Origin of the sequence: Kineococcus haloalkalitolerans (assembly GCF_050871905.1) — a bacterium.
Classification (GTDB): Bacteria; Actinomycetota; Actinomycetes; order Actinomycetales; family Kineococcaceae; genus Kineococcus.
The window spans coordinates 11,454-37,765 of record NZ_JBJLSH010000014.1 but is presented as its reverse complement, the minus strand read 5'-3'; the positions used below and the strand labels follow the sequence as shown (position 1 = coordinate 37,765).

The following is a 26,312-nucleotide window of genomic DNA, read 5'->3' as shown; positions in this document are numbered from 1 at the left end:
CAGCGGGTGGTCACGCTGAACCTGTCCGGCAAGTCCGCCAAGAGCGTCGCGGCCGACGCGCTCGTGCTCGGCGTCGTCGCCGGCGCCGGTGCGGGCGCCGCCCCCCGGCTCACCGGGGTCGACGACCTCCCCCGCGCCGCGCGCACCGCGCTGACCGACGCCCTGGCGGCGCTCGGCGCGCGCGGGCGGGCCGAGGAGGTGCACCTGGTCCCCGGCGTGGCGGGCCTGGCGACCCCGCTCGTCGCGCTGGTGGGCCTGGGCGAGGAGACGTCCCCGGCCGGCGGCCCCACCGGCCCCGCCGCGCAGGAGGTGCTGCGCCGCTCGGTCGGCGCCGCCGTGCGCGCGCTGGCCGGCCGCCGCCGCGTCGCGGTGGCACTGCCGGCCCCCGACGCCGCGGCCGTGGCCGCCGTCGCGGAGGGTGCCGCCCTGGGCGCCTACGCCTACACCCGCTACAAGACGGCCGACCCCGCCCACCTGGCCGGGCGCGCACCCGTCGAGGAGGTCTGGCTCCTCGTCGGCAAGCCGCGCGACAAGGCCTCCCGCGCGGCGCTCGAGCGCGCCGCGGTGCTGGGCGAGGCCGTGGCCCTCACGCGCGACCTCGTCAACACCCCGCCGGCCGACCTCGCCCCCGAGGACGTCGCGCAGGCCGCCCGGCGCGTCGTCGACGGGACCTCGCTGAGCCTGCGGGTCCTGGAGGAGGACGAGCTGGTCGCCGGCGGGTACGGCGGGATCCTCGGCGTCGGGCAGGGCTCCAGCCGCCCGCCGCGGCTCGTGGTCGTCGAACACTCCCCCCGGGGCGCGAAGGCGCACCTGGCCCTCGTCGGCAAGGGCATCACCTTCGACTCCGGCGGCCTGTCGCTGAAGCCGGCGGGCTCGATGGAGACCATGAAGAGCGACATGACGGGTGCGGCGACCGTCCTGGCGGCCGTGGCGGCCGCGGCCCGCCTGGGGCTGCCGGTGAAGGTGACCGCGTGGCTGGCCCTGGCGGAGAACATGCCCTCGGGCACGGCCATCCGCCCCTCGGACGTGCTGACGATCCGCGGCGGCAAGACGGTGGAGGTGCTCAACACCGACGCCGAGGGCCGCCTCGTGCTGGCCGACGCCCTCGTCGCGGCCGGCGAGGAGCAGCCGGACCGCGTCGTCGACGTCGCCACCCTGACCGGCGCGCAGGTCGTCGCGCTCGGCAACCGCGTCTCGGCCGTGATGGGCAACGACGACGCCTTCCGGGCGGACGTGCTGGCGGCCGCCGAGCGCGCCGGCGAGCAGGTGTGGCCGATGCCGCTGCCGGACGAGCTGCGGGCGGGCCTGGACTCCCCGGTGGCCGACATCGCCAACATCGGCGACCGCGCCGGCGGGATGCTCGTGGCGGGGGTCTTCCTGCGCGAGTTCATCGGCACCGACGCGGTGGGCCGGCCGCTGCCGTGGGCGCACCTGGACATCGCCGGACCGTCGTTCCTGACGGGCGAGCCGCACGGGTACACGCCGCGCGGTGGCACGGGCGTGGCCGTGCGCACCCTGGTGGCGCTGGCGGAGGACCTGGCCGCGGGCTGAGGCGGACCGCCGACGGAGCGGGACCGGGACGCGCCGCACCACTCCAGCGCGCTCCCGGAACCGTTCGCGACCGCGCCGCGCGGAGCACCACCTCGACAACCGTGCACCTAGAGCTACACCCGCTATGCTCACGGTGACGGCCATCGGGGGACGTCACCCTGCTCCGGCCCGCACCGGCGGGTCACCGCACACGCTTCGGAGGCTCCGCATGTCGCACCTGACCACCATCGCCCGCCGCGCTGCCGTCGCCGCGGCCGCGACGGCTCTCACCGCGGGCGTCGTCGTCGCCGGTGCCGGCACCGCCTCGGCCGAGCCCCTGGCGGCCAAGTCCGTGGCGGTCGCCGCGTCCGAGGCCCGCAAGGAGGTCGTCGTCGACGCCCGCAAGGAGGCGCGCAAGGAGTCGGTCGTCCTGGCGCGCAAGGAGGCCCGCAAGGAGGCCGTGGTCACCGCCCGCAAGGAGGCGCGCAAGGAGTCGGTCGTCCTGGCGCGCAAGGAGGCTCGCAAGGAGGCCGTGGTCACCGCCCGCAAGGAGGCCCGCAAGGAGACCGTCGTCCTCGCGCGCAAGGAGGCCCGCAAGGAGACCGTCGTCCTCGCGCGCAAGGAGGCCCGCAAGGAGGCCGTGGTCACCGGCCGCAAGGAGGCCCGCAAGGAGTTCACGACCACCGAGAAGGAGCGCTGAGCCGGGCAGGAGCCCGCACGTCCCCTCGCCACGGCGGCGGTACCCGCGAGGTACCGCCGCCGTCGCGCGTCCGGGCCCGGCGGCGCCCGGGCGACGGGGTCCACGGCCGGCGCTGACCCGGCGCGGACCCGGCGCGCGCGCCCCCTCGCGCTGCGCACGGGGCGTGGTGGAAGAATCGCGCCGGACCAGTCGCAGGAGCCCGAACCTCAGGAGAGTCCCGTGGCAGCAGCCGCCGGCCAGGAGTACGACGTCGTCATCCTCGGGGGAGGCAGCGGGGGCTACGCCGCAGCGCTGCGCGCCGCCGAGCTGGGCCTCTCGGTGGCCCTCGTGGAGAAGGACCTGCTGGGGGGCACCTGCCTGCACCGCGGCTGCATCCCCACCAAGGCCCTCCTGCACGCCGCGGAGGTCGCCGACTCCACCCGCGACTCCGAGACCTACGGGGTGCGCGCGTCCCTCGAGGGCATCGACATGGCCGGCGTCAACAAGTACAAGGACGGCATCGTCTCCCGCCTGCACAAGGGCCTGCAGGGGCTGGTGAAGTCCCGCAAGGTCGAGCTGGTCGCCGGCGAGGGCCGCCTGGTCGCCAAGGACACCGTCGAGGTGGACGGCACCCGCTACACCGGCAAGCACGTCGTGCTCGCCTCCGGCTCCTACTCGCGCTCCCTGCCCGGCCTGGAGGTCGGCGGCCGGGTCATCACCAGCGAGCAGGCGATCAACCTCGACCACGTGCCCGACCGCGTCGTCGTCCTCGGCGGCGGCGTCATCGGCGTGGAGTTCGCCAGCGTGTGGCGCTCCTTCGGCGCCGAGGTGACCATCGTCGAGGCGCTTCCGCACCTGGTCCCCCTCGAGGACGAGGCCTCCAGCAAGGCGCTGGAGCGCGCGTTCCGCAAGCGCGGCATCAAGTTCTCCCTCGGCGTGCGGTTCAAGGGCGTGGAGCAGACGGACTCCGGCGTCACCGTGGCGCTGGAGGACGGCAAGACCTTCGAGGCGGACCTCCTGCTCGTCGCCGTCGGCCGCGGCCCCAACACCGCGGGCCTGGGCTACGAGGAGCAGGGCATCACCATGGACCGCGGCTTCGTCCTCACCGACGAGCGCCTGCGCACCAACGTCGAGGGCGTCTACGCGGTCGGCGACATCGTCCCGGGCCTGCAGCTGGCCCACCGCGGGTTCCAGCAGGGCATCTTCGTCGCCGAGGAGATCGCCGGCCTCGCGCCCGCCCCGATCGACGAGAACGGCATCCCGAAGGTCACCTACTGCGACCCCGAGGTCGCCTCCGTCGGGCTCACCGAGGCCAAGGCGCGCGAGAAGTACGGCGACGTCGACGTCGTGGAGTACAACCTCGGCGGCAACGGCAAGAGCCAGATCCTCGGCACCACGGGCTTCGTGAAGCTCGTGCGCCAGAAGGACGGCCCGGTCGTCGGCGTGCACATGGTCGGCACCCGCATGGGCGAGCAGGTGGGCGAGGCGCAGCTGATCGTCAACTGGGAGGCCTTCCCCGAGGAGGTCGCGGCGCTCGTGCACGCCCACCCGACCCAGAACGAGGCGCTCGGCGAGGCCCACCTCGCGCTCGCCGGCAAGCCCCTGCACACGCACGCCTGACCCGCCCGAGACCCCTCGGCGTCCTCCGGGCGCCGCGTCACCCGTCCGTGAGGAGAACCACTCAGATGTCGAACCCGGTGCAGATGCCAGCGCTCGGCGAGAGCGTGACCGAGGGCACCGTCACCCGGTGGCTGAAGTCGGTCGGCGACACCGTCGAGGTCGACGAGCCGCTGCTGGAGGTGTCCACCGACAAGGTCGACACCGAGATCCCCTCCCCCGTCGCCGGCACCCTGCTGGAGATCCTCGTCGAGGAGGACGAGACGGTCGAGGTGGGCGCCGACCTGGCCCGCATCGGCGACGCCTCCGAGCAGGGCGGCTCCGGCGGCCAGGACGCCCCCCAGCAGGAGGCGCCGCAGCAGCAGGCGCCCCAGCAGCAGGAGAGCGCGGAGCCGCCGTCGGAGCAGGACGCGCAGCAGGCGCCCGAGCAGGAGCAGGAGCCCTCGCCCGAGCAGCCGCCGGCCGCGGCGGCCGCGCCGTCCGGCGGTGGCGGCGGCGGTCAGGCCGTCCAGATGCCGGCGCTCGGCGAGAGCGTGACCGAGGGCACCGTCACCCGGTGGCTGAAGTCGGTCGGCGACACCGTCGAGGTCGACGAGCCGCTGCTGGAGGTGTCCACCGACAAGGTCGACACCGAGATCCCCTCCCCCGTCGCCGGCACCCTGCTGGAGATCCTCGTCGAGGAGGACGAGACGGTCGAGGTGGGCGCCGACCTGGCCCGCATCGGCGACGCCTCCGAGCAGGGCGGCTCCGGCGGCCAGGACGCCCCCCAGCAGGAGGCGCCGCAGCAGCAGGCGCCCCAGCAGCAGGAGAGCGCGCCCGAGCCGCCGGCCGAGGAGAACCTGGCCGACGAGGTCGCCGAGCGCGACCAGGCCCGTGAGCAGGCCGAGCGCGCCAACCAGCCCTCGACCCAGCCGCAGGAGGCCGCGCAGAGCGCGAAGGCCCCCGAGCCGGCGCGCGAGGCCCCCGCGCCGCGCCGCGAGGAGCAGCCGCAGCCCACCGGCGGCAGCACCTACGTCACGCCGCTGGTGCGCAAGATGGCCAAGGACCTGGGCGTCGACCTGTCCTCGGTGACGGGCACCGGGGTGGGCGGGCGCATCCGCAAGCAGGACGTGCAGGGCGCCGCCGACGAGGCGAAGGCCGCGGCGGAGAGGGCGGCCGCCGAGAAGGCGCAGCCGGCGTCCTCGGGCGGGGCGGCGAAGCCCGCCGGCGGCCCGTCGCAGGAGAAGCCGGTCGAGGTGTCCGCCAAGCGCGGCACCACCGAGAAGATGTCGCGTCTGCGCAAGATCATCGCCCAGCGCATGGTCGAGTCGCTGCAGACGTCGGCGCAGCTGACCACCGTCATCGAGGTCGACGTGACCCGCGTGGCGCGGCTGCGGGCCCGCGCCAAGGACCGGTTCCTGGCGAACGAGGGCGCGAAGCTGACCTTCCTGCCCTTCTTCATCAAGGCGACGGTCGAGGCGCTCAAGCAGCACCCCAGCCTCAACGCCAGCGTCGACGGCGACTCGATCGTCTACCACGCCAGCGAGAACGTCTCGATGGCCGTCGACACCCCCAAGGGCCTCATCACGCCCGTCATCAAGGACGCCGGCGACCTCAACCTGGGCGGCCTGGCCCGCAAGGTGGGCGACTTGGCCGCCCGCACCCGCAGCAACAAGATCACCCCGGACGACCTGGCCGGCGGCACCTTCACGATCACCAACACCGGCAGCATCGGCGCCCTGTTCGACACGCCGATCATCAACCAGCCGCAGGTGGCGATCCTCGGCACGGGCGCGCTCGTCAAGCGGCCCGTCGTGGTGCCGGACGCCGACGGCCAGGACACCATCGCGATCCGCTCGATGATGTACCTGGCTCTGTCGTACGACCACCGCATCGTCGACGGCGCGGACGCCGCCCGCTTCCTGCAGACGGTCAAGAAGCGCATCGAGGAGGGGGCCTTCGAGGGCGACCTCGGCCTCTGAGCCCGTCACCGCGCCACCCCACCACCGGGAGGTCCCGTGCACGTCGTCGTCAGCGGAGCCAGCGGCCTCATCGGCCGGCACCTCGTCGCGCACCTGCGCGCGCGGGGGGACCGCGTCACCGTCCTGGTCCGCCGGCCCGTCCGCGGGCCCGACGAGGTGCGCTGGGACCCCGACGCGGACCGGCTGGACCCCGCCGCGCTGCGCGGGGTGGACGCGGCGGTCAACCTCTCCGGCGCGGGCATCGGCGACAAGCGGCTGACCCCCGCCTACCGCGAGGTGGTGCGCTCCTCGCGGCTGCGCTCGACGAGCACCCTCGTGCGGGCCCTGCTGGCGCAGGACGAGCGTCCCGCCGCGCTGCTCAACGCCTCCGCGATCGGCTGGTACGGCGAGGGCGGCGAGCGGGTGCTGACCGAGGACGCGCCGCGCGGGGACGACTTCCTCGCCCACCTGTGCGAGGAGTGGGAGGCCGCGGCCGCACCGGCCGCCGAGCAGGGCGTGCGCACCGCGCTGCTGCGCACCGGGCTGCTCGCCAGCCCGGAGGGCGGCTCCTTCGGCCGCATGATGACGCTGTTCCGCCTCGGCCTGGGCGGGCGGCTGGGCAGCGGCCGGCAGTGGTGGAGCGTCGTGTCGATGCCCGACCTGCTCGACGCGGTGACGTTCGTCCTCGACGGCGACCTGTCCGGTCCCGTCAACCTCGTGTGCCCCACGCCGGCGCGCAACGTCGTCGTGACGCGGGCGCTGGGCCGGGCGCTGGGGCGCCCGACGCTGCTCGCGGTGCCCGCACCGGCGCTGAAGCTGGCGCTGGGCCCCCTGGCCGAGCAGGTCCTGGGCAGCCAGCGCGTGGTGCCGCAGCGCCTGCTCGACGCCGGGTTCCGCTTCCGCCACCCCGACGCCGACGCCGTCGCGGACTGGCTCGCGAGCGCCTGACGACGCCCGCCGCGCCCAGCGCGGCCACCGCGCCCGTCAGCCGACGGCGCTGACGCGCCACTGACCGTCGACGCGCACCAGGACCAGCCGCGACGCCCGCGGCTCGGAGGCGCGCACGGCCGTCAGCGACCCGTCGGCCGACTGGACCTCGTGGGCGCCGGTGACGACGGTGGCCAGGACGACGGCCCGGTCGGCGCCCGCCTCCTCCACCACGACGTCGCGCACGTCGAAGGCCAGACCCGACCAGCGGGCTCCCCGGGCGCGGACGTCCTCCAGGAGCCGCACGTCCTCCAGCAGGGCCGGGGAACCGCCGGCGTCGACGCCCGTGAGCGCCTCGGTGTCCAGGGTGCGCAGGGCGTCGGCGCGGCGGGCGGCGAGCTCGCGCACGACCGCGACGAGGTCGTCGCCGGCGAGGACCCCGGCCCCCACCTGGCCCGTGCCGCCCACCTCGTCACCAGCGCCGGTGTCGGGGCCGGTGTCGGGGGACGGCGCGGGGACGGCGGGCGCGCCCGGGACGGCGGCGGGGTCGCCCACCGGCTCGACCGCGGCGGCGGGCCGCGCCGGCCCGGCCGCCGCCGGGGCGAGCGCCGCGACCTCCGGGTCGTCGCGGCCCCCGGCCGCCGCGGCGACGGCCCCCACCAGCAGCGCCGCCACCGCACCGGCGCCCACGAGAGCGGGCCAGCGGCGGGACCGCGGGGCGCGGGCCGGCGCACCGCGCCGCGCCCGGCCGCGGGCGTCGGCGGGGGACGACGCCGCGCGGCTCCGCGGCTGCGCCACCGCTCCGTCCGCGCGGGCGCGCGGTCCGGCCGCGGGGTGCTGCGCGGCCGCGGGCGGTGCCAGGTCGCGGGTCACCGCGGCCGCGAGGGCGGCGGGCACGGGGGTCAGCGTCGGCGCGAGCAGCTCCCCCGCGGGCGGTGCCGCGGGGCCGGCCCCGGCACCGGTGGCGCTGCCGGGGGTGCTGGTGGTGGCCGGCGGGGAAGCGACGGACGCGCGCGGCGCGGGCGGCCGCTGCGGCAGCCGCACGGGCCGTGGCCGGGCGCAGGTCAGGACGGCCTCCGCGAGCTCCCCGGCGGTCGGGCGGCGCGCGGGGCGGCGGTGCAGCCCGTCGCGCAGCGCCTCCAGGACCTCCTGCGAGGTGCCCGGGGGCAGGTCGGCGCCCGCGCGGCGCACGGCCGCGCGCGAGGCGCCCGTCTCCGGCGGCGGCGCCCCGGTCAGCGCGCACCAGGCCACCGCGGCGAGCCCGTAGACGTCCGCGGCGGCACCGGGCGCCTCGGCCGCGGAGGGGTCGGCGTAGCCGGGGGTGCCCAGCAGGCGTCCGGGCCGGTGGCCGAGGGCACGGGCCACGCCGAGGTCGGCCAGCAGCGGCTCACCGCGCGCGTCGAGGAGCACGTTGCCCGGGGAGAGGTCGCCGTGGACCACGCCGGCGGCGTGCAGGTCGTCGAGGGCGGGTCCCAGGACGGACACCAGCCCGGCCACCTCCCCCGCGCCGAGGCGGCGCCGGGCGGCCAGGACACCGGCCAGGCCGCCACCGGCGGCGAGGTCGAGCACCAGCACCGGGTGGCCCTCGCCGTCGCGGGAGATGTCGTGGACGGCCACGAGGCGCGGGTGGCGCACCCGCCGCAGCAGGGCCAGCTCGCGCAGCGGCTCGGCACCGGCCGCGGACGCCGGCTGCAGGACCTTCAGGGCGCGCGGCACGCCGTCGGGACCGGTGCCGGACCACACCGCGCTGGTCGCGCCGGCGCCGATGAGCTCGCCCACGGCGTAGCCGTCGACGACGGGCGCTCGCACGGCGAGCTCGTCGGCCAGGCGCGCCAGCGCCGCGCGGCGCGCGCCACGGGCCAGCACCACCTCCGGCAGCTCGCCGGCGCCCGGCTCGCCACCGCCCGGCCCGTCACCGCCCGCCGCGCCGGGCGCGGCGGTGTGCCGCCCCGTCCCGGCGCCCGGCTCCCCGCGTCCCGCCCCGTCCTCGCGCACGACGCCACTGAAGCGCACGTCCGCGACCTCCCCGGGACGTCGTCCACAGGTCGGCCGGCCGGGCGCGGACCACGAGGACGGCACGGACCGGAGCGCCGCCGTGACCGCTGGGGCGGGCGGACGCGCGGGGTGACCGGGACCACCCGTCCCGCCCAGCGCGGGCACCGCCCGCGCGCGAGCGGCTGCGCGGCGTCCGCGGGAGCCTCCCGATACGCTCAGCGGGTGATCCCGAGCGCCGCCGGCCCGTTGCCCTCGTCCGCCGACGTCGTCGTCGTGGGAGCCGGCCTGGCCGGTCTCGCCTGCGCGCGGCACCTGGCCGCCGCGGGGGTGGACGTCGTCGTCGTCGAGGCCCAGGACGGTGTCGGCGGCCGGGTGCGCTCGGAGGTCGTGGACGGCGTCCGGGTCGACCGCGGCTTCCAGCTGCTCAACCCCGCCTACCCCGAGGTCCAGGCCCTCCTGGACGTCGACGCGCTGGACCTGCGGCCGTTCGACGCCGGTGTCGCGGTGCACCGCCACGGCCGCGTCCACGCCGTGCGCGACCCCCGCCGCCACCTGACGGGTGCGCTGCAGGCGCTGCGCTTCCCGCTGGGCACGGCGCGGGAGAAGGCGGCGCTCGTGCGCTGGCTGGCGGCGGCGACCTCCCCGGGGGACCTCAAGCGCCGCGACTCCGGCTGGGCCGAGGGGCTGGACGCCCTGGAGGTGCACGGGGACCTGCGCTGGTCGGTCGTCGAGCCGTTCCTGGCCGGCGTCCTGGGCGAGGTGGACGGCACCACGTCGCGCCGCTTCGTGGACCTGCTGGTGCGCACCTTCCTGCGCGGCACGCCGGGCCTGCCCGCGGGTGGGGTGCAGGCCGTGCCCGACCAGCTCGCCGCGGGCCTGCCGGCCGGCAGCCTGGTGCTGGGCACCGAGGTCGAGCACGTCGGCTTCGGCCCCCGCTCGCTGATGGTGGAGACGGTCGCCGGGGCGGTGACGGTCCGCTCGGTGGTCGTGGCCACCGAGGGCGCGGCCGCGGCCCACCTCGCGCCCGGTGCGCCGGAGGTCGCCTCGCACGCGCTGACGACGTTCTGGTTCACGACCGGCTCCTCCCCCGCCCCGGGCGACCGCGACCGCCTGCTGCACCTGGACGGCGACCGCAGCGGCCCCGTGGTCAACACCGCGGTCGTCTCCGCGGTCGCGCCCTCGTACGTGCTCGAGCCCGCCGACGGCCGCCGCGCCCTCGTGTCGGCGCTCGTGCACGGCGCCGACGGCGGCGCTGAGGAGGAGGCCGCGGTGCGCGCGCAGCTGGCCCGGGTCTACGGCACCAGCACCCGCTCCTGGACGCTGGTGGCCCGGCACGTCGTCCCGCACGCGCTGCCGCAGCTGCCGGCGCCGTTCGACGGCCCGAAGCCGGTGGAGCTCGGCGAGGGCGTCTACCTGGCGGGCGACCACCGGGAGAACCCCTCGCAGCAGGGGGCGCTGGTCTCCGGCCGCCGGGCCGCCGACGCGGTGCTCGACGGCCTGGGGCTGGGCCGCCGCCGTGCCGGCTGAGCGGCCGACGGTCGTCGCGACCTCGGGCGGCTTCCGCCGCGCCGAGCGCGGCGGCCTGGACCTCGCCGGTCTCGTGCACCACGCGGTCGACCGCGCGCGGGTGCCCGCCGGCCGCCGCCCGCGGCTGTGCTGGGTGGGCACCGCCGGCGGCGACCAGCGCGCCCGCAGCGCCGACGTCCACGACGCCGGCGCGCGCGCCGGGGTGGACGTGTCGGTCCTGGACCTCTTCCCCATGCCGTCGGTGGACGACGTGCGCGCGCACCTGCTGGCGCAGGACGTCGTGTGGGTGGGCGGCGGCTCGGTGGTGAACCTGCTGGCGGTGTGGCGCGCGCACGGGCTGGAGGAGCCGCTGCGCGAGGCGTGGCGGGCGGGTGTCGTCCTCGGCGGGGTGAGCGCCGGCTCGATCTGCTGGTACGCCGGCGGCACGACGGACTCCTTCGGGCCGGAGCTGCGCGCGGTCACCGACGGCCTGGGCCTCCTGCCGTACGGCAACGGCGTCCACTACGACAGCGAGGAGCGCCGCCGGCCGCTGGTGCACGCCCTGGTCGGCGACGGCACGCTCGGCGAGACGCACTGCACCGACGACGGCGTCGGCCTGGTGTACGAGGGCACGGAGCTGGTGGAGGCGGTCGCCGAGGTCCCCGGCCGCGGCGCGTACGTGGTGCGCCGCGAGGCCGGCGGGGTGGTGGAGACGCGCCTGGAGCCGCGGCTGCTGCCCGGCGACGGGACGTGGCGGCGGGCGTAGGCTCCCCGTCGTGAGCAGTCCGGTCGTCAGCGGTCCGGCCACCGGCGCGGGCGGCGACCCCGGCCCGGAGCCGCACGGGGCGCCGCGGGTCCTGCGGGTCCGGCTGGGCGAGGACCTCGTCGAGTACGGCGAGGCGTGGGAGCTGCAGCGGCGCCTGCACGCCGAGGTCGTCGCCGGCGAGCGCCCCGACACGCTGCTGCTGCTGGAGCACCGGCCCGTCTACACCGCCGGCCGGCGGACGAACTCCTGGGAGCGGCCCGTCGACGGCACGCCCGTCGTCGACGTCGACCGCGGCGGGCGGATCACCTGGCACGGGCCGGGCCAGCTCGTCGGGTACCCGCTGGTGCGCCTGGCGCACGGCCTGGACGTCGTGGCCTACGTGCGCCGGGTGGAGCAGCTGCTGATCGACGCGGCCGCGCGCTTCGGCGTGCGCGGGCACCGGGTGGAGGACCGCACGGGCGTCTGGGTGACCCCCGCCGCGCCGGCGCCGGTGGACGGCCACCGCCCGGAGCGCAAGGTGGCCGCCATCGGCGTGCGGGTGGCGCGCGGGGTGACCATGCACGGGTTCGCGCTCAACTGCGACACGGACCTGCAGGGGTTCGGGACGATCGTGCCGTGCGGCCTGCGGGACGCGGGGGTCACGTCGCTGAGCGTCGAGGCGGGCGCGCGGGTGGGGGTGCTGGACGCGGCCGCGGTCGTCGAGGAGCTGCTGCCCGGTGCCGACCTGGCGGGCCGGCGCGGGCGCTGACCGCGCCACGGACGCGGGCCCGCCGCCGCGGACGGCGGCGGGCCGGCGCTCACCGCAGCGGCGTCACAGCTGCGGGAGGACGTGCTCGGCCACGAAGGCGACGTGGTCGAGGTCGTCGAGGTCCAGCACCTGCAGGTAGAAGCGGGTGGCCCCCGCCTCGGCGTAGCGGGCGATCTTCTCCACGACCTCCCCCGGCGTCCCGGAGAACCCGTCGGCGCGGGCCTGCTCGGGCGTGCGGCCGATGGCCGCGGCGCGGCGGGCCACCTCGGCGTCGTCGCGGCCGGCGCACACCGGCAGGGCGATGGAGAACGTCAGCTCGCCGGCGTCGCGGCCGACCTCGGCGCACGCCGCGCGCACCCGCTCGTAGCCGGCGGCGGCGTCCTCGGCGCTGGTGAAGGCGGCGTTGTACTCGGTGGCGTGGCGGGCGGTCAGCGCGGGCGTGCGGCGCTTGCCGGCGCCGCCGACGATGACGGGCACCCGCTGCTGCACGGGCTTGGGCAGCGCCGGGGAGCCCTCGAGCCGGTAGTGCTCGCCGGTGAAGTCGAACGTCGAGCCGACGGGGGTCGCCCACACGCCGGTGACGACCTCCAGCTGCTCGGCCAGCCGGTCGAAGCGCTCGCGCAGCGGCGGGAAGGGGATGCCGTAGGCGCGGTGCTCCTCCTCGTACCAGCCGGTGCCCAGGCCCAGCTCGACGCGGCCGCCGGACATCTCGTCGACCTGGGCGACCTGGACGGCCAGCACGCCGGGGTGGCGGAAGGTGGCGGAGCTGACGAGGGTGCCCAGGCGCACGCGCCGGGTGTCGCGGGCCAGCGCGGCCAGGGTGGTCCAGGCGTCGGTGGGCCCGGGCAGGCCCTGCCCACCCATCGCGAGGTAGTGGTCGGAGCGGAAGAAGCCGTCGTAGCCGGCGTCCTCGGCGGCGACGGCCACGCGTCGCAGCGTCTCGTAGGTCGCGCCCTGCTGGGGCTCGGTGAAGATGCGGAAGTCCACGGCCCCATCGTGCCGGGCGGGTCGGGCGCGCCGGACGGCGCCCGCGCGCCGGCCCTCTGGCAGCCTCGGTGCGTGACCGCCACCGCACCCGACCCCTCTCCCGCCCCGCAGCCGGACCTGCTGCCGGCCACCGCCCGCGCCCTGGACGGCGTCCTGGCCCGCGAGCAGGTGGCCTCGCGGCTGCCGTCGGTGGTGGCCGGGGTGGTGCGCGGCGGTCGGCTGGTGTGGACGGGCGCGGCGGGCGCGACGACGGCCGCCGACGGCGGCGGGCCGCCGGCCGGGCCGGGCACGCAGTACCGGATCGGCTCGATCACCAAGACGTTCGTCGCGGCCGGCGTGGTGCGCGCCCGCGACGACGGGCTGCTGGACCTGGACGACCCGGTGCGCGCCCACCTGCCGGAGCTGGACGCGGCCGGGGTGGGCGGGCGCACGGTCGGGCACCTGCTGGCCCAGGCGGCCGGGGTGCAGGCGGAGACCGACGGGCCGTGGTGGGAGCGCACCCCCGGCGGCGGCTGGGAGGAGCTGGCGGCGGGCCTGGGCGCCGGGGCCCTGCGCCACCGCGCCGGCACCCGCTTCCACTACTCCAACGTGGGCTTCGCCGTGCTGGGCGAGCTGCTGGGACGGGTGCGCGGGGCGACGTGGTCGCGGGTGGTCGAGGAGCAGTTCCTGCGCCCCCTGGGCATGGACCGCACGAGCCTGCGCCCGCAGCACCCGCACGCGCGGGGCCTGGCGGTGCACCCGTGGGCCGACGTCGTCCTGCCCGAGCCGGAGCACGACGCGGGCGCGATGGCCCCGGCCGGGCAGCTGTGGTCGACGGTGGAGGACCTGGCCCGCTGGGCGGGCGTCCTCGCCGGGCGCACGGACGTGCTGGCGGCATCGTCGGTGGCGGAGATGAGCCGCCCGCACGTCGTGGACGACCTGCGCGGCGCGGGCTGGAGCAGCGGGTACGGCCTGGGCCTGCAGGTGTGGAGCGACGGGGCGCGCCGCTGGGCGGGGCACTCGGGGTCGATGCCGGGGTTCGTGGCGCTGCTGCGCGTGGACGTGGCCACCGGCGAGGGCCTGGTGGCGCTGACGAACTCCACGACGGGCTTCGGCGACCTCGTGCGCTCGCTGCAGGAGGTGCTGGACCGCCTGGAGCCGGTGGTCCCGGCGCCGTGGGCGCCGGCGGCGGTGCCGGCGGACGTGCTGCAGCTGGTGGGCCCCTGGTACTGGGGGCCGGCGGCGCTGGCGGTGCGCGCGCGCGGCGACGGCGGCTTCGAGCTGGCGGCGCTGCAGGGGCGGGCGCGGGCGTCCCGCTTCGCGCGCGACGGGGACGGCTGGGTGGGCCTGGACGGCTACTACGCCGGGGAGCGGCTGCGGGTGGTGCGCGCCGCGGACGGGTCCGTCGGCCACCTGGACCTGGCCAGCTTCCGCCTGACCCGCACGCCGTACGACCCGGACGGGGACGTGCCGGGCGGGGTGGACCCGGGCGGCTGGCGCCCCGGCGGCGGCGCGCGCAGCGGCACGTAGGCTGGACCCCGTGACCATCGCACCGGAGGGGCGGCGCCTGCTGCGTGTCGAGGCGCGCAACGCCGAGACGCCCATCGAGCGCAAGCCGTCGTGGATCCGCACCAAGGCCCGCACCGGCCCGGAGTACACCGAGCTGAAGGGCCTGGTGCGCTCGGGCGGCCTGCACACGGTGTGCGAGGAGGCCGGCTGCCCGAACATCTACGAGTGCTGGGAGGACCGCGAGGCGACCTTCCTCATCGGCGGCTCCGAGTGCACCCGCCGCTGCGACTTCTGCCAGATCGACACCGGCAAGCCGTCTCCGCTGGACCGCGACGAGCCGCGGCGGGTGGCGGAGAGCATCCGCACGATGGGCCTGCGCTACGCCACGATCACCGGGGTGGCGCGCGACGACCTGGCCGACGGCGGGGCGTGGCTGTACGCGGAGACGATCCGCCAGGTGCACGCCCTCAACGAGGGCACCGGCGTGGAGATCCTCGTGCCGGACTTCAACGGCAGGCCGGAGCTGCTGCAGCAGGTCTTCGACGCCGCCCCGGAGGTCTTCGCGCACAACGTGGAGACGGTGCCGCGCATCTTCAAGCGGATCCGGCCGGCCTTCCGGTACGAGCGCTCCCTCGACGTCATCACGCAGGGCCGCGACGCGGGCCTGGTGACCAAGTCCAACCTCATCCTGGGCATGGGCGAGACGGACGAGGAGGTCGTGGAGGCGCTGGCCGACCTGCGCGGCGCCGGCTGCGACATCGTCACGATCACCCAGTACCTGCGGCCCAGCCCGCGGCACCACCCGGTGGAGCGCTGGGTCAAGCCCGAGCGGTTCGTGGAGTTCTCCGCCGAGGCCGAGCGGCTGGGCTTCGCCGGCGTGATGGCCGGACCGCTGGTGCGCTCCTCCTACCGGGCGGGCCGGCTGTGGGCGCAGGCGATGCGCCACCGCGGCACCGCGATCCCCGAGCAGCTGGCGCACCTGGACCGCGACACGCCGGCCGCGCAGGAGGCCGCCAGCCTGCTCGCCCGCTGACACCGGGCGCCGCCGCGCCGCCGTATCCTGGCGCCATGGCACGCCGCACGGGACCCGACACCGCTCCGAAGCCGAAGAAGCAGCGGTTCAAGCGGACGCGTCAGCTCAAGCAGGTCTACGACATGACCGTGCGGGTCGACCCGGTGACCCGCTGGTGGATGCTCCTGGCGCTGGCGGTGCCGTTCGTCCTGGCGATCGGGCTGGGCTTCGCCTTCGGCACCTCCTCGGTGGGCTTCTGGATCTACTGGGCCGTCATCGGCCTGGGCCTGGGCGTGCTCGCGGCGATGATCGTGCTGGCCCGGCGGGCCGAGCGCGCCGCGTACATGAACCTCGAGGGGCAGAAGGGCGCCACCGGCGCGGCGCTGAGCTCCATCCGCCGCGGCTGGAACGTCGAGCAGGAGCCGGTGGCGATCGACCCGCGCTCGCAGGACATGGTCTTCCGCGCGGTCGGCCGCGCCGGGGTGGTGCTCGTCGGCGACGGCCCGCCGCAGCGGGTGCGCAAGCTGCTCGAGGCCGAGCGGCGCAAGGTGGCCCGCGTCCTGCCCAACGTGACCGTGCACACCTTCACGGTCGGCAACGGCGACGGCGCCGACGAGGTGCCGCTGCGCAAGGTCGCCTCGAAGGTCCAGCGGCTGAAGCCGGTGCTGACCAAGCAGGAGGTCTCCGCGGTCATCAAGCGGCTGCGGGCCCTGGGCGGGATCCGCCCGCCGGTGCCGCAGGGCATCGACCCGCTGCGCGCGCGGCCGGACCGCCGCGCAATGCGCGGGCGCTGACGCCTCCTCGGGGCCCCGCTCCCCCGACCGCCGCCCTCCCCGCGACGACGCCGGGACGGGCCGCTCTCAGCGGCGGACGACGACGGTGCCGGCGGCGCGGTCGTGCAGGCCGCGCCGGTCGGGGTCGGTGACCACGGCGGGGATGACGAGCACGAGCAGCACCGCGCGGGCCAGGCCCCGCGCCAGCCCCACGGCGCGCCCGTCCAGGCGCCGCACGACCGTGCCGGCCACGGCGTGACCGACGGTGGTGCCGGTGGTGGACACGAGCAGCAGGTGCATCAGCGCCCACACCAGCAGCGGCCCGAAGTCGGTGCCGACGCTGTCGGCGAGGAACGTGCGGGCGATGAGGGTCGCCACCGCCCAGTCCACGGCCAGGCCGGCGATCCGCCGGCCCCAGCCGGGCACCGACCCGGGCCCGGACGCGGGCAGGCCGAGCCGGACGCCGGGCACCGGCTCCCGCGGAGCGGTCCCGCCGGCGTCGGTCGCGCGCGCACTCACCCGGGCAGGCTACGTCGCGCCCGCGCGGTGCCGGCGGGCAGGTGGCGGTGGCCGCCGCGACCCGCGGCGCAGGCGCTCGCCCACCGCGGGGTCGGCCCGGTAACCTCGCCGAAACATCGCCGACACGGACGCGAAACGGCGTCCGCCTACCGTCGGCGCGTCCGCGGCGGCCCGAGCACGGGCCCCCGACCCGTTCCTGGAGGTTGGATGTTCAGCAACTCCGAAGAGGTCCTGAAGTTCATCAGCGACAACGACGTCAAGTTCGTCGACATCCGCTTCTGCGACCTCCCCGGCGTGATGCAGCACTTCACGGTGCCGGCCTCCACGGTGGACGCGGACGCCCTCACCGAGGGCCAGATGTTCGACGGCTCGTCGATCCGCGGCTTCCAGGCCATCCACGAGTCGGACATGAAGCTCATCGCGGACCCGACGTCGGCCTTCCTCGACCCCTTCCGGGCCGAGAAGACGCTGGTCATCAACCACTCGATCGTGGACCCGTTCACGGACGAGCCGTACAGCCGCGACCCGCGCAACATCGCCGCCAAGGCGGAGGCGCACCTGAAGACGACCGGCATCGCCGACACCGTCTTCTTCGGTCCCGAGGCCGAGTTCTACATCTTCGACGACGTGCGGTTCGAGACGAACCAGCGCGAGTCGTACTACCACATCGACTCCGTCGAGGCGGCGTGGAACACCGGCCGCAAGGAGGACGGCGGCAACCTCGGGTACAAGACCCGCTACAAGGGCGGGTACTTCCCCGTGCCGCCGATCGACCACTTCGCCGACCTGCGCGACGAGATGGTCGTGGAGCTGGAGAAGGCGGGCCTGAAGGTCGAGCGCGCCCACCACGAGGTCGGCACCGCCGGCCAGGCGGAGATCAACTACAAGTTCGACACGCTGAAGAACGCCGGCGACCAGCTGCTGCTCTTCAAGTACATCATCAAGAACGTCGCGATGCGCAACGGCCGCACGGTGACGTTCATGCCCAAGCCGCTGTTCGGCGACAACGGCTCCGGCATGCACTGCCACCAGTCGCTGTGGAAGGACGGCGAGCCGCTCTTCTACGACGAGAAGGGCTACGGCGGTCTGTCCGACCTCGCCCGCTGGTACATCGGCGGCCTGCTGCACCACGCGCCGTCGCTGCTGGCCTTCACCAACCCGACGGTGAACTCCTTCCACCGCCTGGTGCCGGGCTTCGAGGCGCCGGTCAACCTGGTCTACTCGGCCCGCAACCGCTCGGCGTGCATCCGCATCCCGATCACGGGCAGCTCGCCGAAGGCCAAGCGCATCGAGTTCCGCGTGCCGGACCCGTCGGCGAACCCGTACCTGGCCTTCGCCGCGCAGCTCATGGCGGGCCTGGACGGCATCAAGAACCGCATCGAGCCGGCCGACCCGATCGACAAGGACCTCTACGAGCTCCCGCCCGAGGAGCACGCGAACATCAAGACGGTCCCCTACTCGCTGCCCGCGGTCCTCGACGCGCTCGAGGCCGACCACGAGTACCTGCTCGACGGCGGGGTGTTCACCCCCGACCTCATCGAGACGTGGATCGACTACAAGCGGACCAACGAGGTGGACCCGATCCGCCTGCGCCCGCACCCGCACGAGTTCGAGCTGTACTACGACATCTGACGGTCGCCGACCGGACGACGGAGGCCGCCGGCACCCCGCCCCCACGGGCGGTGGTGCCGGCGGCCTCCGTCGTGCGTGGTGCCCGCGGGCGGACCTCAGAAGGCGATGCCCAGCGCCCAGGGGCCGAGGGCGTAGATGCCGGCCGTGAGCACCACGACGGCGGCCAGGTTGAGCCAGACGCCGCTGCGGATCATCTGCCCCATCGTGACGCGGCCGGTGCCGAAGACGATGGCGTTGGGCGGGGTGCCCACCGGCAGCATGAACGAGCAGGTGGCCGCCATCGCGGCGGGCACCAGCAGCAGCAGCGGGTCGATCCCGATGCCACCGGCGATCCCGGCCAGCACGGGCAGGAACGTCGCGGCCGTGGCCGTGTTGGACGTCAGCTCCGTCAGCGCCAGGATGCCCAGGGCGACGGCGGCGATGAGCAGCACGACGGGCAGGACGGACAGGCCGCTGAACTGCTGACCGATGTACTCGTCGAGCCCGCTCTCCTGGATGGCGGCGGCCATCGACAGCCCGCCGCCGAACAGCAGCAGCACGCCCCAGGGCACGCCCTTCTGCAGGGTGCCCCAGTCCAGGGCGGCGCGGCCGCGCTGCCCGCGCACGGGCACCAGGAACAGCGCCACGAGCGCGGCGATGGCGATGCCGGCGTCGGACAGGCGTCCCACGAACGGCAGCGCGCCCGTCAGCGCCGTCCAGTCCCCCAGCGGCTGGCGGAACACCCACAGCAGCGCCGTGAGCGCGAAGACGACGGCGACGGTCCACTCCCCCGCCGACATCCGCCCCAGCTTGCCCAGCTCGGCGCTGATGGTCTCCCGGCCGCCGGCGATCTCGCCGATCCGCGGCCGGTACTGCACCCGGGTCAGCAGCAGCCAGGCCAGCACCAGCAGGACGACGGCCACCGGCACGCCCACCGCCATCCACGCCGCGAAGCTGACCTCCACGTCGAGGGTCGACTGCACCAGCCCGGCCAGGATGAGGTTCGGGGGGCTGCCGACCAGCGTGCCCAGGCCCCCGATCGTGGCCGCGTAGGCGATCGCGAGCATCAGCCCGGCACCGAAGTGCTGCACGTCCTCGCGCGACAGGGTGCCGCCGGCCTCGCGGTCGATGAGCGCCAGGACGCTGATGCCGATCGGCACCATCATCAGCGCGGTCGCGGTGTTGGAAACCCACATCGACAGGAACGCCGTGGCCACCATGATCCCCAGCACCAGCCGGGTCGGCTTGGTGCCGATGGCGCGCACGGTGACCAGCGCGATGCGCTGGTGCAGGTTCCAGCGCTGCATCGCCAGGGCGATCGCGAACCCGCCCAGGAACAGGAAGACGGTCGGCTCGCCGTAGGCGGCCGTGGCGGTGCCGGTCTCGACGACCCCGGCGAGGGGGAAGACGACGATCGGGACGAGGGCCGTGGCGGCCAGCGGCAGCGCCTCGGTCATCCACCACACGGCCACCAGGACCACGAGCGCCGCGGTGATCCGCGCCTCGGGCGTCAGCCCGCCGCCGTCGGGCAGGACGAGGTACAGGAGCGCGCCGAGCAGCGGGCCCAGCGCCAGGCCGATCCACTGCCGGCGCGCCCGCCCGGGCTTCGGCGGCGCGTCCCGCTCGCCGGGCCCGGCACCGGCGACCTCCTCACCGCGGTCGCCCGGCGGCGGGGAGACCTGCGGGCCGGACCGCTCCACGCGGGGCAGGTCGTCGCGCGCGCCGGTGCCCGTGCCGCGGCCGGCGGCCGGCCGGGCGGCGTCCTCGGTGCTCATCCTCGGGTCCTCGCTCTCCGTCGAGCCGGTGATCGTGGGGCTGGCCCATGGTGGCGCAGTCCGGGGCACGGGGCACACCCGCCGCGCCCGGGGGTGCGTGTCAGAGGCCCGCGGCGAGCGCCCGCAGGTGCCGGTGCACCCCGCCGTAGGCCTCCACGGGCGGCAGCAGCCGCTTGGGCAGCCGCGTCTGGACGCTGTAGGCGGCGTCGACGACGTTGGCCAGCGGCACCCGGCTGGTCTGCGAGAGCAGCTGGTAGGCGTCGAGGCGGTCCAGGCCGGTCAGCTGCGCCAGCCAGTGCACGGCGTCGACCTGCCCGGCGCGCCAGGCGTCCTCCAGGGGCCGGCCGCTGCCGACGACCGCGAGGTGCTCGTCGTCCTCCAGGCGCGGCCACGCCGGGCCGCCGCCCTTCAGCAGCTCCACGACCAGGCGGGTGCGCACGGCGCCCTCCACGGCGGTGCCGCACGACTCGCCCTCCCCCTGCCGGTAGTGCCCGTCCCCGACCGAGAACAGCGCCCCGGGCACGTTGACCCGCAGGTACACCGTCGTGCCGGCGCGCACGTCGGGGCAGTCCATGTTGCCGCCGAAGACGTCCGGCACGAGCGAGCTGCGGACCTCCCCGGCGGCGGGGGCGACGCCGACGGTGCCGAGCATCGGTTCCAGCGGCAGCGGGACGCTGACGCGGCCGTCGGCGGACTCGAAGGCGACCGTGCGGGCGTCGCGGTCCAGCTGGTAGATCCACGTCCGCTCCGGCAGCGGGTCCTGCAGGGTCGCGGTGCGGTCGGTGCTCGTCAGACCGCCGAAGGAGGGGATGAGCGCCGAGGCGCCCCACGAGCGGGCCGGCTCGACCGAGACCAGGTGCAGCACGAGCGTGTCGCCCGGCTCGGCGCCCTCGACGGCGAAGGGGCCCGTCTGCGGGTTGACGTACGGCATGTCCAGGCGGGCGGAGGCCAGGTCGGCCGTCGAGCGCAGCCGCCCGCAGAAGGCGTCGTCGCTCCACAGGTCCAGCACGGTGCCCGGCCGGACCGTGCGCAGCGGCGGCGCCCCGCCGAACGTCCACGCGTACTGCTCGGGGGTCGGCTCGACGCTCACGACGTCCACGGCACCTCCAGGACCGCTCGGGGACCCCCTTCCTACCGCGCCGGTCCCCGAGCGCGCCCCGGTGACCGCCCTCGCCGCGCGGCGATCACCGCCGCTACTGTGCGGCGCACCCGCCCCCTGCCGAACCCGGTGGTGCCCCGTGCCGACGTCCCCGCCCTCCCCCGGACCCCCGGGTCCGCCCGGGACCCCCGGAGCACCCGGGACCCCGAGCTCCACGGCGTCCGCGCCGCGGCGCGCGCGCTCGCGCACCTGTCGGGCCTGCCGGGCCGCGATGCGCCCCGACGACCGGTTCTGCTGGACGTGCGGCCACGCGCCCGGGAGCGCCCGGACCGGCGCCCCCGCGGCTCCCGCACCGGCCGCGCCCGAGCCCGCGGCGCGCCGGGTCTCCCGGGCCGGGCCCGTGCTGGCGCTGGCCGCCACCGCGGTCGCCGCGGCGGCGGTCGTGTCGCTGTGGTCGCTGGCCCGGGCGGGCGCCGCCGGCGACGCCACCGCCACCGCCACCGGGACCGACGCGCCCGCCGCACCACCCGCCGCGGCGGGGACCCCCCCGACGACTCCCGCGACGACTCCCGCGCGGGTGGTGGCGGCGCCCGCCCCGCCGAGGCCGTCGAGCCCGCCCGTCCCGCTGCGCGAGCTGGCCACCGCGACCGCGCCGCGCACCTCGCCCGACAGCGTCGACGCGGGCGGCGGCCGCACCCGCTACGCGGCGGCCAACCTCCTGGACGGCGACCCCTCGACCGCCTGGCGCGCCGACGGCGACGCCGCCGGCGAGGCGCTGACGTTCCGCTTCGAGTCCCCGCAGCGCCTCGCGCGGGTCGGCCTCGTCAACGGCCTGGCCAAGACCGACCCGCACGACGGCACCGACCGCTACCCGCAGAACCGCCGGGTGCTGGAGGTCGCGTGGTCCTTCGACGGCGGGCCCGCCGTCCGGCAGCTCCTGACCGACGGCGAGCGCGGGGTGCAGCTGCTGGAGGTGGCGCCGGTCGAGGTGCGCGAGGTGACGCTGGTGCTCACCGGCACCAGCGCCGCCCCGGCGGGCGCCCCGGACCGCACGGCGCTCGGCGAGGTCCACCTCGCCGGCCCGTGAGCCGGGCCGCGAGCCCGCCGGCGGACCTCACCAGCGGCGGAACTGGATCCGGTCGTCGCCGAGGATGTAGCGCACCTGCCCGCCCTCGAAGTCCTGCTGCACGCCGCCCGGGACGGGGTACTCCCCCGTGCGCGGGTAGCCCAGCCAGCCGCCCTCGGCGCCCGCGCCGAAGACCCACCACTCCCGGATGAAGCCCTTGACGACGTGCGCGCCGGTGCGCGGGGACCAGTAGATCGACCCGCCCTGGAACTCGGTGAACGCGCCGCCGGGCAGGCGGTTCTCGCCGCTGACGGGGTAGCCGAGCTCGCCGTTCTCGTTGCGGGTGGCGCCGTAGCGCTCCAGGATCGCGCCGCGCACCTCCCGGGCGCCCGTGGCGGGGCTGAAGTAGACCAGCCCGCCGGTGAACTTCTGCACGACGCCGCCGCGGATCGGGATCTCGTCGGTGGTCGGCCAGCCGAGGACGCCGCCCTCCCAGCCCAGCGACCCCCAGCGGTCGCGGATCCGGCCCTCGACGACGTGCGCGCCCGTGTCGTGCGTCCAGTAGATCGAGCCGCCGCGGAAGACGCTGAACGCGCCGGCGGGCAGCAGCGCCTCGCTCGTCACGGGCGGGCCGAGGCGGCTGCGCTCGGCGCCCAGGGAGTCGTACTTGTCGAGCACGGCACCGCGCACGGTGCAGGTGCCCGCCCCGCACGGGTAGTCGCGGGTCGCCGCGCCCGCGGGGGCGGCGCCCAGCAGGCCGCTCCCCAGGACGGCGGCGGTGACGACGGCGGCGGCGGACGCCCGTCGTGCGGATCGGCGGGTGCGGCCCATGCGGGTCCTCCTCGCGGTCGGCGGGTCTGTCCCGCGCGCGCCGCCGGCCGCGGCACGCGGTGGCTCCATCGCCGCGCGGGCCTCCCGCGTTACGCCCGCGCCTCGCGCCGGTCACGAACCGGTGACGTTCCGCACCGGGCGCTCAGGTCCGGCGCCCCGCGCGCCGACGTGGCGCGGGGGACGTGCGCACCCCGGCCCGTCGTCGGGACCCGTCGTCAGCGCCCGTACAGGACGCGCTCGACGACCCCCCGCGCCCGCCGCGTGGTGCGCAGGTACAGCTCCTCGAACTCCGCGGCCGCGCCCGGCTCGAAGCCGAACAACCGTGCCACGCCGTCCAGGTCGCGGCGCGTGGTGGGCAGGGAGTCGCCCGGCTTGCCCCGCCACAGGGCGACGGCGTTGCGGGCGCGGGTGGCCAGCTCCCACGCGCTCAGCAGCACCTCGTGGTCCTCGGCCTCCAGCAGCCCGGCGCGCACCGCCCCGGCCAGGGCGGCGCGCGTGGAGGTGGTGCGCAGCGCCTCGTGGTCGCCCGCGCCGCGCAGCTGCAGCAGCTGCGCGGTCCACTCCACGTCGGAGGTGCCGCCGCGGCCCAGCTTGAGGTGGCGGTGCGGGTCGGCGCCGCGCGGCAGCCGCTCGGACTCCACCCGCGCCTTGATCCGGCGCACCTCGCGCACGTCGGCCTCCGACAGCCCGCCCGCGGGCCAGCGCAGCGGGTCGACCAGCGCCAGGAACTCCTCCCCGAGGTCCATGTCGCCGGCCACGGGGCGCGCCCGCAGCAGCGCCTGCGCCTCCCACGGCTGCGACCAGCGCGCGTAGTAGGCCCGGTAGGACTCCAGCGAGCGCACCAGCGGCCCGTTGCGGCCCTCGGGGCGCAGGTCGGCGTCCACCTCCAGCGCCGGTTCGGGACCGGCCGCGGCCAGCTGGCGGCGCAGCTCCCCCACGACCTCCAGCGCCGCCTTCTGCGCCTGCGTGGCGTCGGCGCCCGGCAGCGGCCGGTGCACGAACAGCACGTCGGCGTCGCTGCCGTAGCCGGTCTCGCGCCCGCCCAGGCGGCCCATCCCGACGACGAGCAGGCGGGTGGGCACGTCCTGCCCGCTGCGCCGCTGGACCTCCGCGACCGCGACCCGCAGCGCCACCTCCAGCACGGCCTGGTCGGCGTCGGCCAGCGCGGCGCCCACCCCGGCGAGGTCGCGCACGCCGACGAGGTCGGCCACCACGGTGCGGAACAGCTCGCGCCGGCGCACGCCGCGCGCGGCGGCCACCGCCGACCCGGCGTCGGGGCGGCGCTGGGCGGCGGCCTCGGCGGCCTCCAGGACGTCGGCGACGTCGTAGGGGGCCAGGCGCTCGTCGTCGGCGAGGACGGCCACCGCCTCGGGGCTGCGCAGCAGCAGGTCCGCGGGCGTGCGCGCCGCCGACAGCACGTAGGCCAGGCGTTCGGCGGCCGCGCCGCTGTCGCGCAGCATCGTCAGGTACCAGTGGGCGCCGGCGAGCGCCTCGGAGACCTGCCGGAAGGCCAGCAGTCCCGCGTCGGGGTCGGCACCGTCGGCCAGCCAGGCGAGCATGACCGGCAGCAGGGTCTTCTGGATGCTGGCGCGGCGGCTGACGCCGGCGGTCAGCGCCTCCAGGTGGCGCAGCGCGCCGGCCGGGTCGCGGTAGCCGAGGGCGGCCAGGCGCTCGCGGGCCGCCTCCGGGCTCAGGCGGGCGTCCAGGCGGGCGTCCTCGGGCGCCAGCCGCGCCACCGCGGAGACCAGCGGGCGGTAGAAGAGCTTCTCGTGCAGGCGCCGCACGTCGCGGCGGGTGGCCCGCCACAGGCGGTCCAGGCCCTCCTCGGGGTCGCCGGGCAGCCGCAGCGCGCGCCCCAGCCGGCGGCGGTCGGCGCTCGCGGTGGGCACGACGTGGGTGCGCCGCAGCCGGTGCACCTGGATGCGGTGCTCCAGGGAGCGCAGCAGCCGGTAGTCGCGGTCCAGCTCGCCGGCGTCGTGGCGCCCGACGTAGCCGAACGCGGCCAGCGCGTCGAGGGCCTCCAGGGTGTTCGAGCTCTGGCGCAGCCGCTCGTCGGTGCGGCCGTGGACCATCTGCAGCAGCTGGATGGAGAACTCCACGTCGCGCAGGCCGCCGCTGCCCAGCTTCAGCTGGCGGTCCGCGTCGCGGGCGGGGATGTGCGCCTCCACGCGCCGGCGCATGGCCTGCACGTCCTCGACGAACCCCTCCCGGCCGGGCGCGGCCCACACGAAGTCCGCGACGCCCTCCAGGTAGGCGCGCCCCAGGGCGGCGTCCCCGGCGACGGGCCGCGCCTTGAGCAGGGCCTGGAACTCCCACGTGCGGGCCCAGCGCCGGTAGTACTCCAGGTGGCTGGCCAGGGTGCGCACGAGCGGGCCGGCCTTGCCCTCCGGGCGCAGGGCGGCGTCGACCTCCCACAGGGCGCCCTCCCCGGTGGGCGCCGAGCACACCCTGGCCAGGCCGGCGGCCAGCCGGGTGCCCACCTCCAGCGCCTCGGCCTCGCTGGCGCCGTCGGCGGGCTCGACGACGTGGACGACGTCGACGTCGGACAGGTAGTTCAGCTCCCGGCCGCCGGTCTTGCCCATGCCGATGACGGCCAGGCGGGCGGCACGCCCGTGGTCGGGCAGGTCGGCGCGCGTGACGGCCAGGGCGGCGTCGAGGGCGGCGGCGGCCAGGTCGGCCAGCTCGGCGGCCACCGAGTGCAGCACGGCCGTCGGCTCGGGCGCGGCCAGGTCGCGCCCGGCCAGGGCCAGCAGGCGCCGGCGGTAGGCCACCCGCAGGGCGTCGCCGGCCTCGAGGCCCTCGTGCACCGGGCCCGCCCCGGCGACGGGGACGTCGGCGTCCGGGTCGGCGCCCACGGCGCGCAGCAGCTCGGCGCGGGCGGCGGCGGCGCCGGTGGGCCCGCCGGAGGTGAGCGCGCGCCAGTGCGCCGGGTGGCGCACGAGGTGGTCGGTGAGGGCGACGGACCCGCCGAGGACGGCCAGCAGCCGCTCCCGGGTGCCGTCGACGTCCTCGGGGGCCCTCCCGGCCGGCGGCGCGCCCGGACCCCCGCCGCCGGGCCCGGGCAGCAGGTGCAGCAGCTCCGGGTCCCCGCCGCCGGCGCGCACGGCCTCGGCGAAGCGGACCAGGCCCAGCAGCCCCTGGTCGGGGTCGGCGGTGCGCCCCAGCGCCCGCAGCAGGGCGGCGGTGCGCTCGTCGGGGACGAGGGCCTCGTCGTCGGGCACGTCGTCCAGCGGCGGCACGACGTCGCGCAGGGCGGGGTCGCGCAGCAGGCGCACGGCCCGGCGCGGGTCGTCGAAGCCGGCGCGGGCCAGCAGCGCCAGGACGCTGGTGCGCCGGCCGCCGGTGCGCTGGGCCGGGGAGCCGGGCGTGGGGCTGGGCGGGGTCACGGGGCTCACCCTCCTCGCGCGGGGCGGCCGGCGCGAGCGGCGCCGGCCGCCCACCGG

The 26,312-nt window shown here is 77.0% G+C and carries 20 protein-coding genes; 13 read left to right on the top strand and 7 right to left on the bottom strand.

Translation table 11 applies throughout. The features are described 5' to 3' along the window. The first annotated feature begins 6 nt into the window (after positions 1–6). The 5 genes from ACRYMY_RS07640 to ACRYMY_RS07620 all read left to right on the top strand — a co-directional run bounded on the left by ACRYMY_RS07640 (position 7) and on the right by ACRYMY_RS07620 (position 6,714). On the top strand, positions 7–1,551 hold the full coding sequence (locus ACRYMY_RS07640) for a leucyl aminopeptidase (protein WP_432546669.1): 1,545 nt from the start codon (positions 7–9) through the stop codon (positions 1,549–1,551). Between the two features lie 208 nt (positions 1,552–1,759). Beyond that, complete coding sequence (locus tag ACRYMY_RS07635) at positions 1,760–2,230, top strand: hypothetical protein (RefSeq protein WP_432546668.1); 471 nt, start codon at positions 1,760–1,762, stop codon at positions 2,228–2,230. A 219-nt stretch (positions 2,231–2,449) separates the two neighbouring features. Beyond that, positions 2,450–3,829, top strand: coding sequence for a dihydrolipoyl dehydrogenase (lpdA, locus tag ACRYMY_RS07630; RefSeq protein ID WP_432546667.1), 1,380 nt, complete (start codon positions 2,450–2,452; stop codon positions 3,827–3,829). Between the two features lie 65 nt (positions 3,830–3,894). Continuing rightward, on the top strand, positions 3,895–5,787 hold the full coding sequence (gene sucB / locus ACRYMY_RS07625; protein ID WP_432546666.1) for a 2-oxoglutarate dehydrogenase, E2 component, dihydrolipoamide succinyltransferase: 1,893 nt from the start codon (positions 3,895–3,897) through the stop codon (positions 5,785–5,787). Positions 5,788–5,823: 36 nt separating this feature from the next. Further along, positions 5,824–6,714, top strand: a complete 891-nt coding sequence (locus ACRYMY_RS07620) for a TIGR01777 family oxidoreductase (protein WP_432546665.1) — start codon at positions 5,824–5,826, stop codon at positions 6,712–6,714. A gap of 36 nt (positions 6,715–6,750) precedes the next feature. Here the strand turns inward: ACRYMY_RS07620 and ACRYMY_RS07615 are convergent, their stop codons facing one another. Then, entirely contained in the window at positions 6,751–8,706 is a 1,956-nt protein-coding gene (locus ACRYMY_RS07615) for a serine/threonine-protein kinase (protein WP_432546664.1), read from the bottom strand. Between the two features lie 204 nt (positions 8,707–8,910). Between ACRYMY_RS07615 and ACRYMY_RS07610 the strand changes: the two genes are divergently transcribed. The 3 genes from ACRYMY_RS07610 to lipB all read left to right on the top strand — a co-directional run bounded on the left by ACRYMY_RS07610 (position 8,911) and on the right by lipB (position 11,708). After that, positions 8,911–10,215 (top strand): FAD-dependent oxidoreductase, encoded by a 1,305-nt coding sequence (locus ACRYMY_RS07610; RefSeq protein WP_432546663.1) that lies wholly within the window; start codon positions 8,911–8,913, stop codon positions 10,213–10,215. Then, positions 10,205–10,960 (top strand): Type 1 glutamine amidotransferase-like domain-containing protein, encoded by a 756-nt coding sequence (locus ACRYMY_RS07605; RefSeq protein WP_432546662.1) that lies wholly within the window; start codon positions 10,205–10,207, stop codon positions 10,958–10,960. Before ACRYMY_RS07610 ends, ACRYMY_RS07605 begins: the two co-directional genes overlap by 11 nt. Before the next feature lie 91 nt (positions 10,961–11,051). After that, positions 11,052–11,708 carry a lipoyl(octanoyl) transferase LipB gene (gene lipB, locus ACRYMY_RS07600; protein ID WP_432546707.1) on the top strand — a complete coding sequence of 219 codons (657 nt, stop codon included), beginning with the start codon at positions 11,052–11,054 and terminating at the stop codon, positions 11,706–11,708. A gap of 63 nt (positions 11,709–11,771) precedes the next feature. Here lipB and ACRYMY_RS07595 read toward each other — a convergent pair whose 3' ends face one another. Next, positions 11,772–12,695 carry an LLM class F420-dependent oxidoreductase gene (locus ACRYMY_RS07595; RefSeq protein ID WP_432546661.1) on the bottom strand — a complete coding sequence of 308 codons (924 nt, stop codon included), beginning with the start codon at positions 12,693–12,695 and terminating at the stop codon, positions 11,772–11,774. A gap of 72 nt (positions 12,696–12,767) precedes the next feature. Between ACRYMY_RS07595 and ACRYMY_RS07590 the strand changes: the two genes are divergently transcribed. Genes ACRYMY_RS07590 through ACRYMY_RS07580 form a run of 3 tightly spaced genes read left to right on the top strand, consistent with a single transcriptional unit; the run spans position 12,768 to position 15,989 of the window. Beyond that, a complete protein-coding gene (locus ACRYMY_RS07590; RefSeq protein WP_432546660.1) occupies positions 12,768–14,204 on the top strand; it encodes a serine hydrolase domain-containing protein in 1,437 nt (478 codons plus the stop codon). Between the two features lie 10 nt (positions 14,205–14,214). Next, a complete protein-coding gene (gene lipA / locus ACRYMY_RS07585; protein ID WP_432546659.1) occupies positions 14,215–15,216 on the top strand; it encodes a lipoyl synthase in 1,002 nt (333 codons plus the stop codon). A gap of 35 nt (positions 15,217–15,251) precedes the next feature. Continuing rightward, on the top strand, positions 15,252–15,989 hold the full coding sequence (locus tag ACRYMY_RS07580; RefSeq protein ID WP_369054759.1) for a DUF4191 domain-containing protein: 738 nt from the start codon (positions 15,252–15,254) through the stop codon (positions 15,987–15,989). 66 nt (positions 15,990–16,055) lie between these two features. Here the strand turns inward: ACRYMY_RS07580 and ACRYMY_RS07575 are convergent, their stop codons facing one another. Next, a complete protein-coding gene (locus tag ACRYMY_RS07575) occupies positions 16,056–16,487 on the bottom strand; it encodes an RDD family protein (RefSeq protein ID WP_432546658.1) in 432 nt (143 codons plus the stop codon). A 207-nt stretch (positions 16,488–16,694) separates the two neighbouring features. Between ACRYMY_RS07575 and glnA the strand changes: the two genes are divergently transcribed. Further along, positions 16,695–18,119: a type I glutamate--ammonia ligase gene (gene glnA / locus ACRYMY_RS07570; protein ID WP_432546657.1), complete on the top strand. Its 1,425-nt coding sequence runs from the start codon at positions 16,695–16,697 to the stop codon at positions 18,117–18,119. 95 nt (positions 18,120–18,214) lie between these two features. On the opposite strand, the gene ACRYMY_RS07565 is transcribed toward glnA, so the two are convergent. Both ACRYMY_RS07565 and ACRYMY_RS07560 read right to left on the bottom strand, forming a co-directional pair. Continuing rightward, positions 18,215–19,873: an SLC13 family permease gene (locus ACRYMY_RS07565; protein ID WP_432546656.1), complete on the bottom strand. Its 1,659-nt coding sequence runs from the start codon at positions 19,871–19,873 to the stop codon at positions 18,215–18,217. Positions 19,874–19,973: 100 nt separating this feature from the next. After that, positions 19,974–20,972 carry an acetamidase/formamidase family protein gene (locus tag ACRYMY_RS07560; RefSeq protein WP_432546655.1) on the bottom strand — a complete coding sequence of 333 codons (999 nt, stop codon included), beginning with the start codon at positions 20,970–20,972 and terminating at the stop codon, positions 19,974–19,976. A gap of 271 nt (positions 20,973–21,243) precedes the next feature. Between ACRYMY_RS07560 and ACRYMY_RS07555 the strand changes: the two genes are divergently transcribed. Continuing rightward, positions 21,244–22,059: a discoidin domain-containing protein gene (locus tag ACRYMY_RS07555; protein WP_432546654.1), complete on the top strand. Its 816-nt coding sequence runs from the start codon at positions 21,244–21,246 to the stop codon at positions 22,057–22,059. 27 nt (positions 22,060–22,086) lie between these two features. Here ACRYMY_RS07555 and ACRYMY_RS07550 read toward each other — a convergent pair whose 3' ends face one another. Together ACRYMY_RS07550 and ACRYMY_RS07545 are read right to left on the bottom strand one after the other, a co-directional pair. Next, the gene (locus ACRYMY_RS07550; protein WP_432546653.1) at positions 22,087–22,869 is read right to left on the bottom strand and encodes an LGFP repeat-containing protein; all 783 of its coding nucleotides are present in this window, start codon (positions 22,867–22,869) and stop codon (positions 22,087–22,089) included. A gap of 215 nt (positions 22,870–23,084) precedes the next feature. Then, positions 23,085–26,255 (bottom strand): bifunctional [glutamine synthetase] adenylyltransferase/[glutamine synthetase]-adenylyl-L-tyrosine phosphorylase, encoded by a 3,171-nt coding sequence (locus tag ACRYMY_RS07545; RefSeq protein ID WP_432546652.1) that lies wholly within the window; start codon positions 26,253–26,255, stop codon positions 23,085–23,087. Positions 26,256–26,312: the final 57 nt, after the last annotated feature.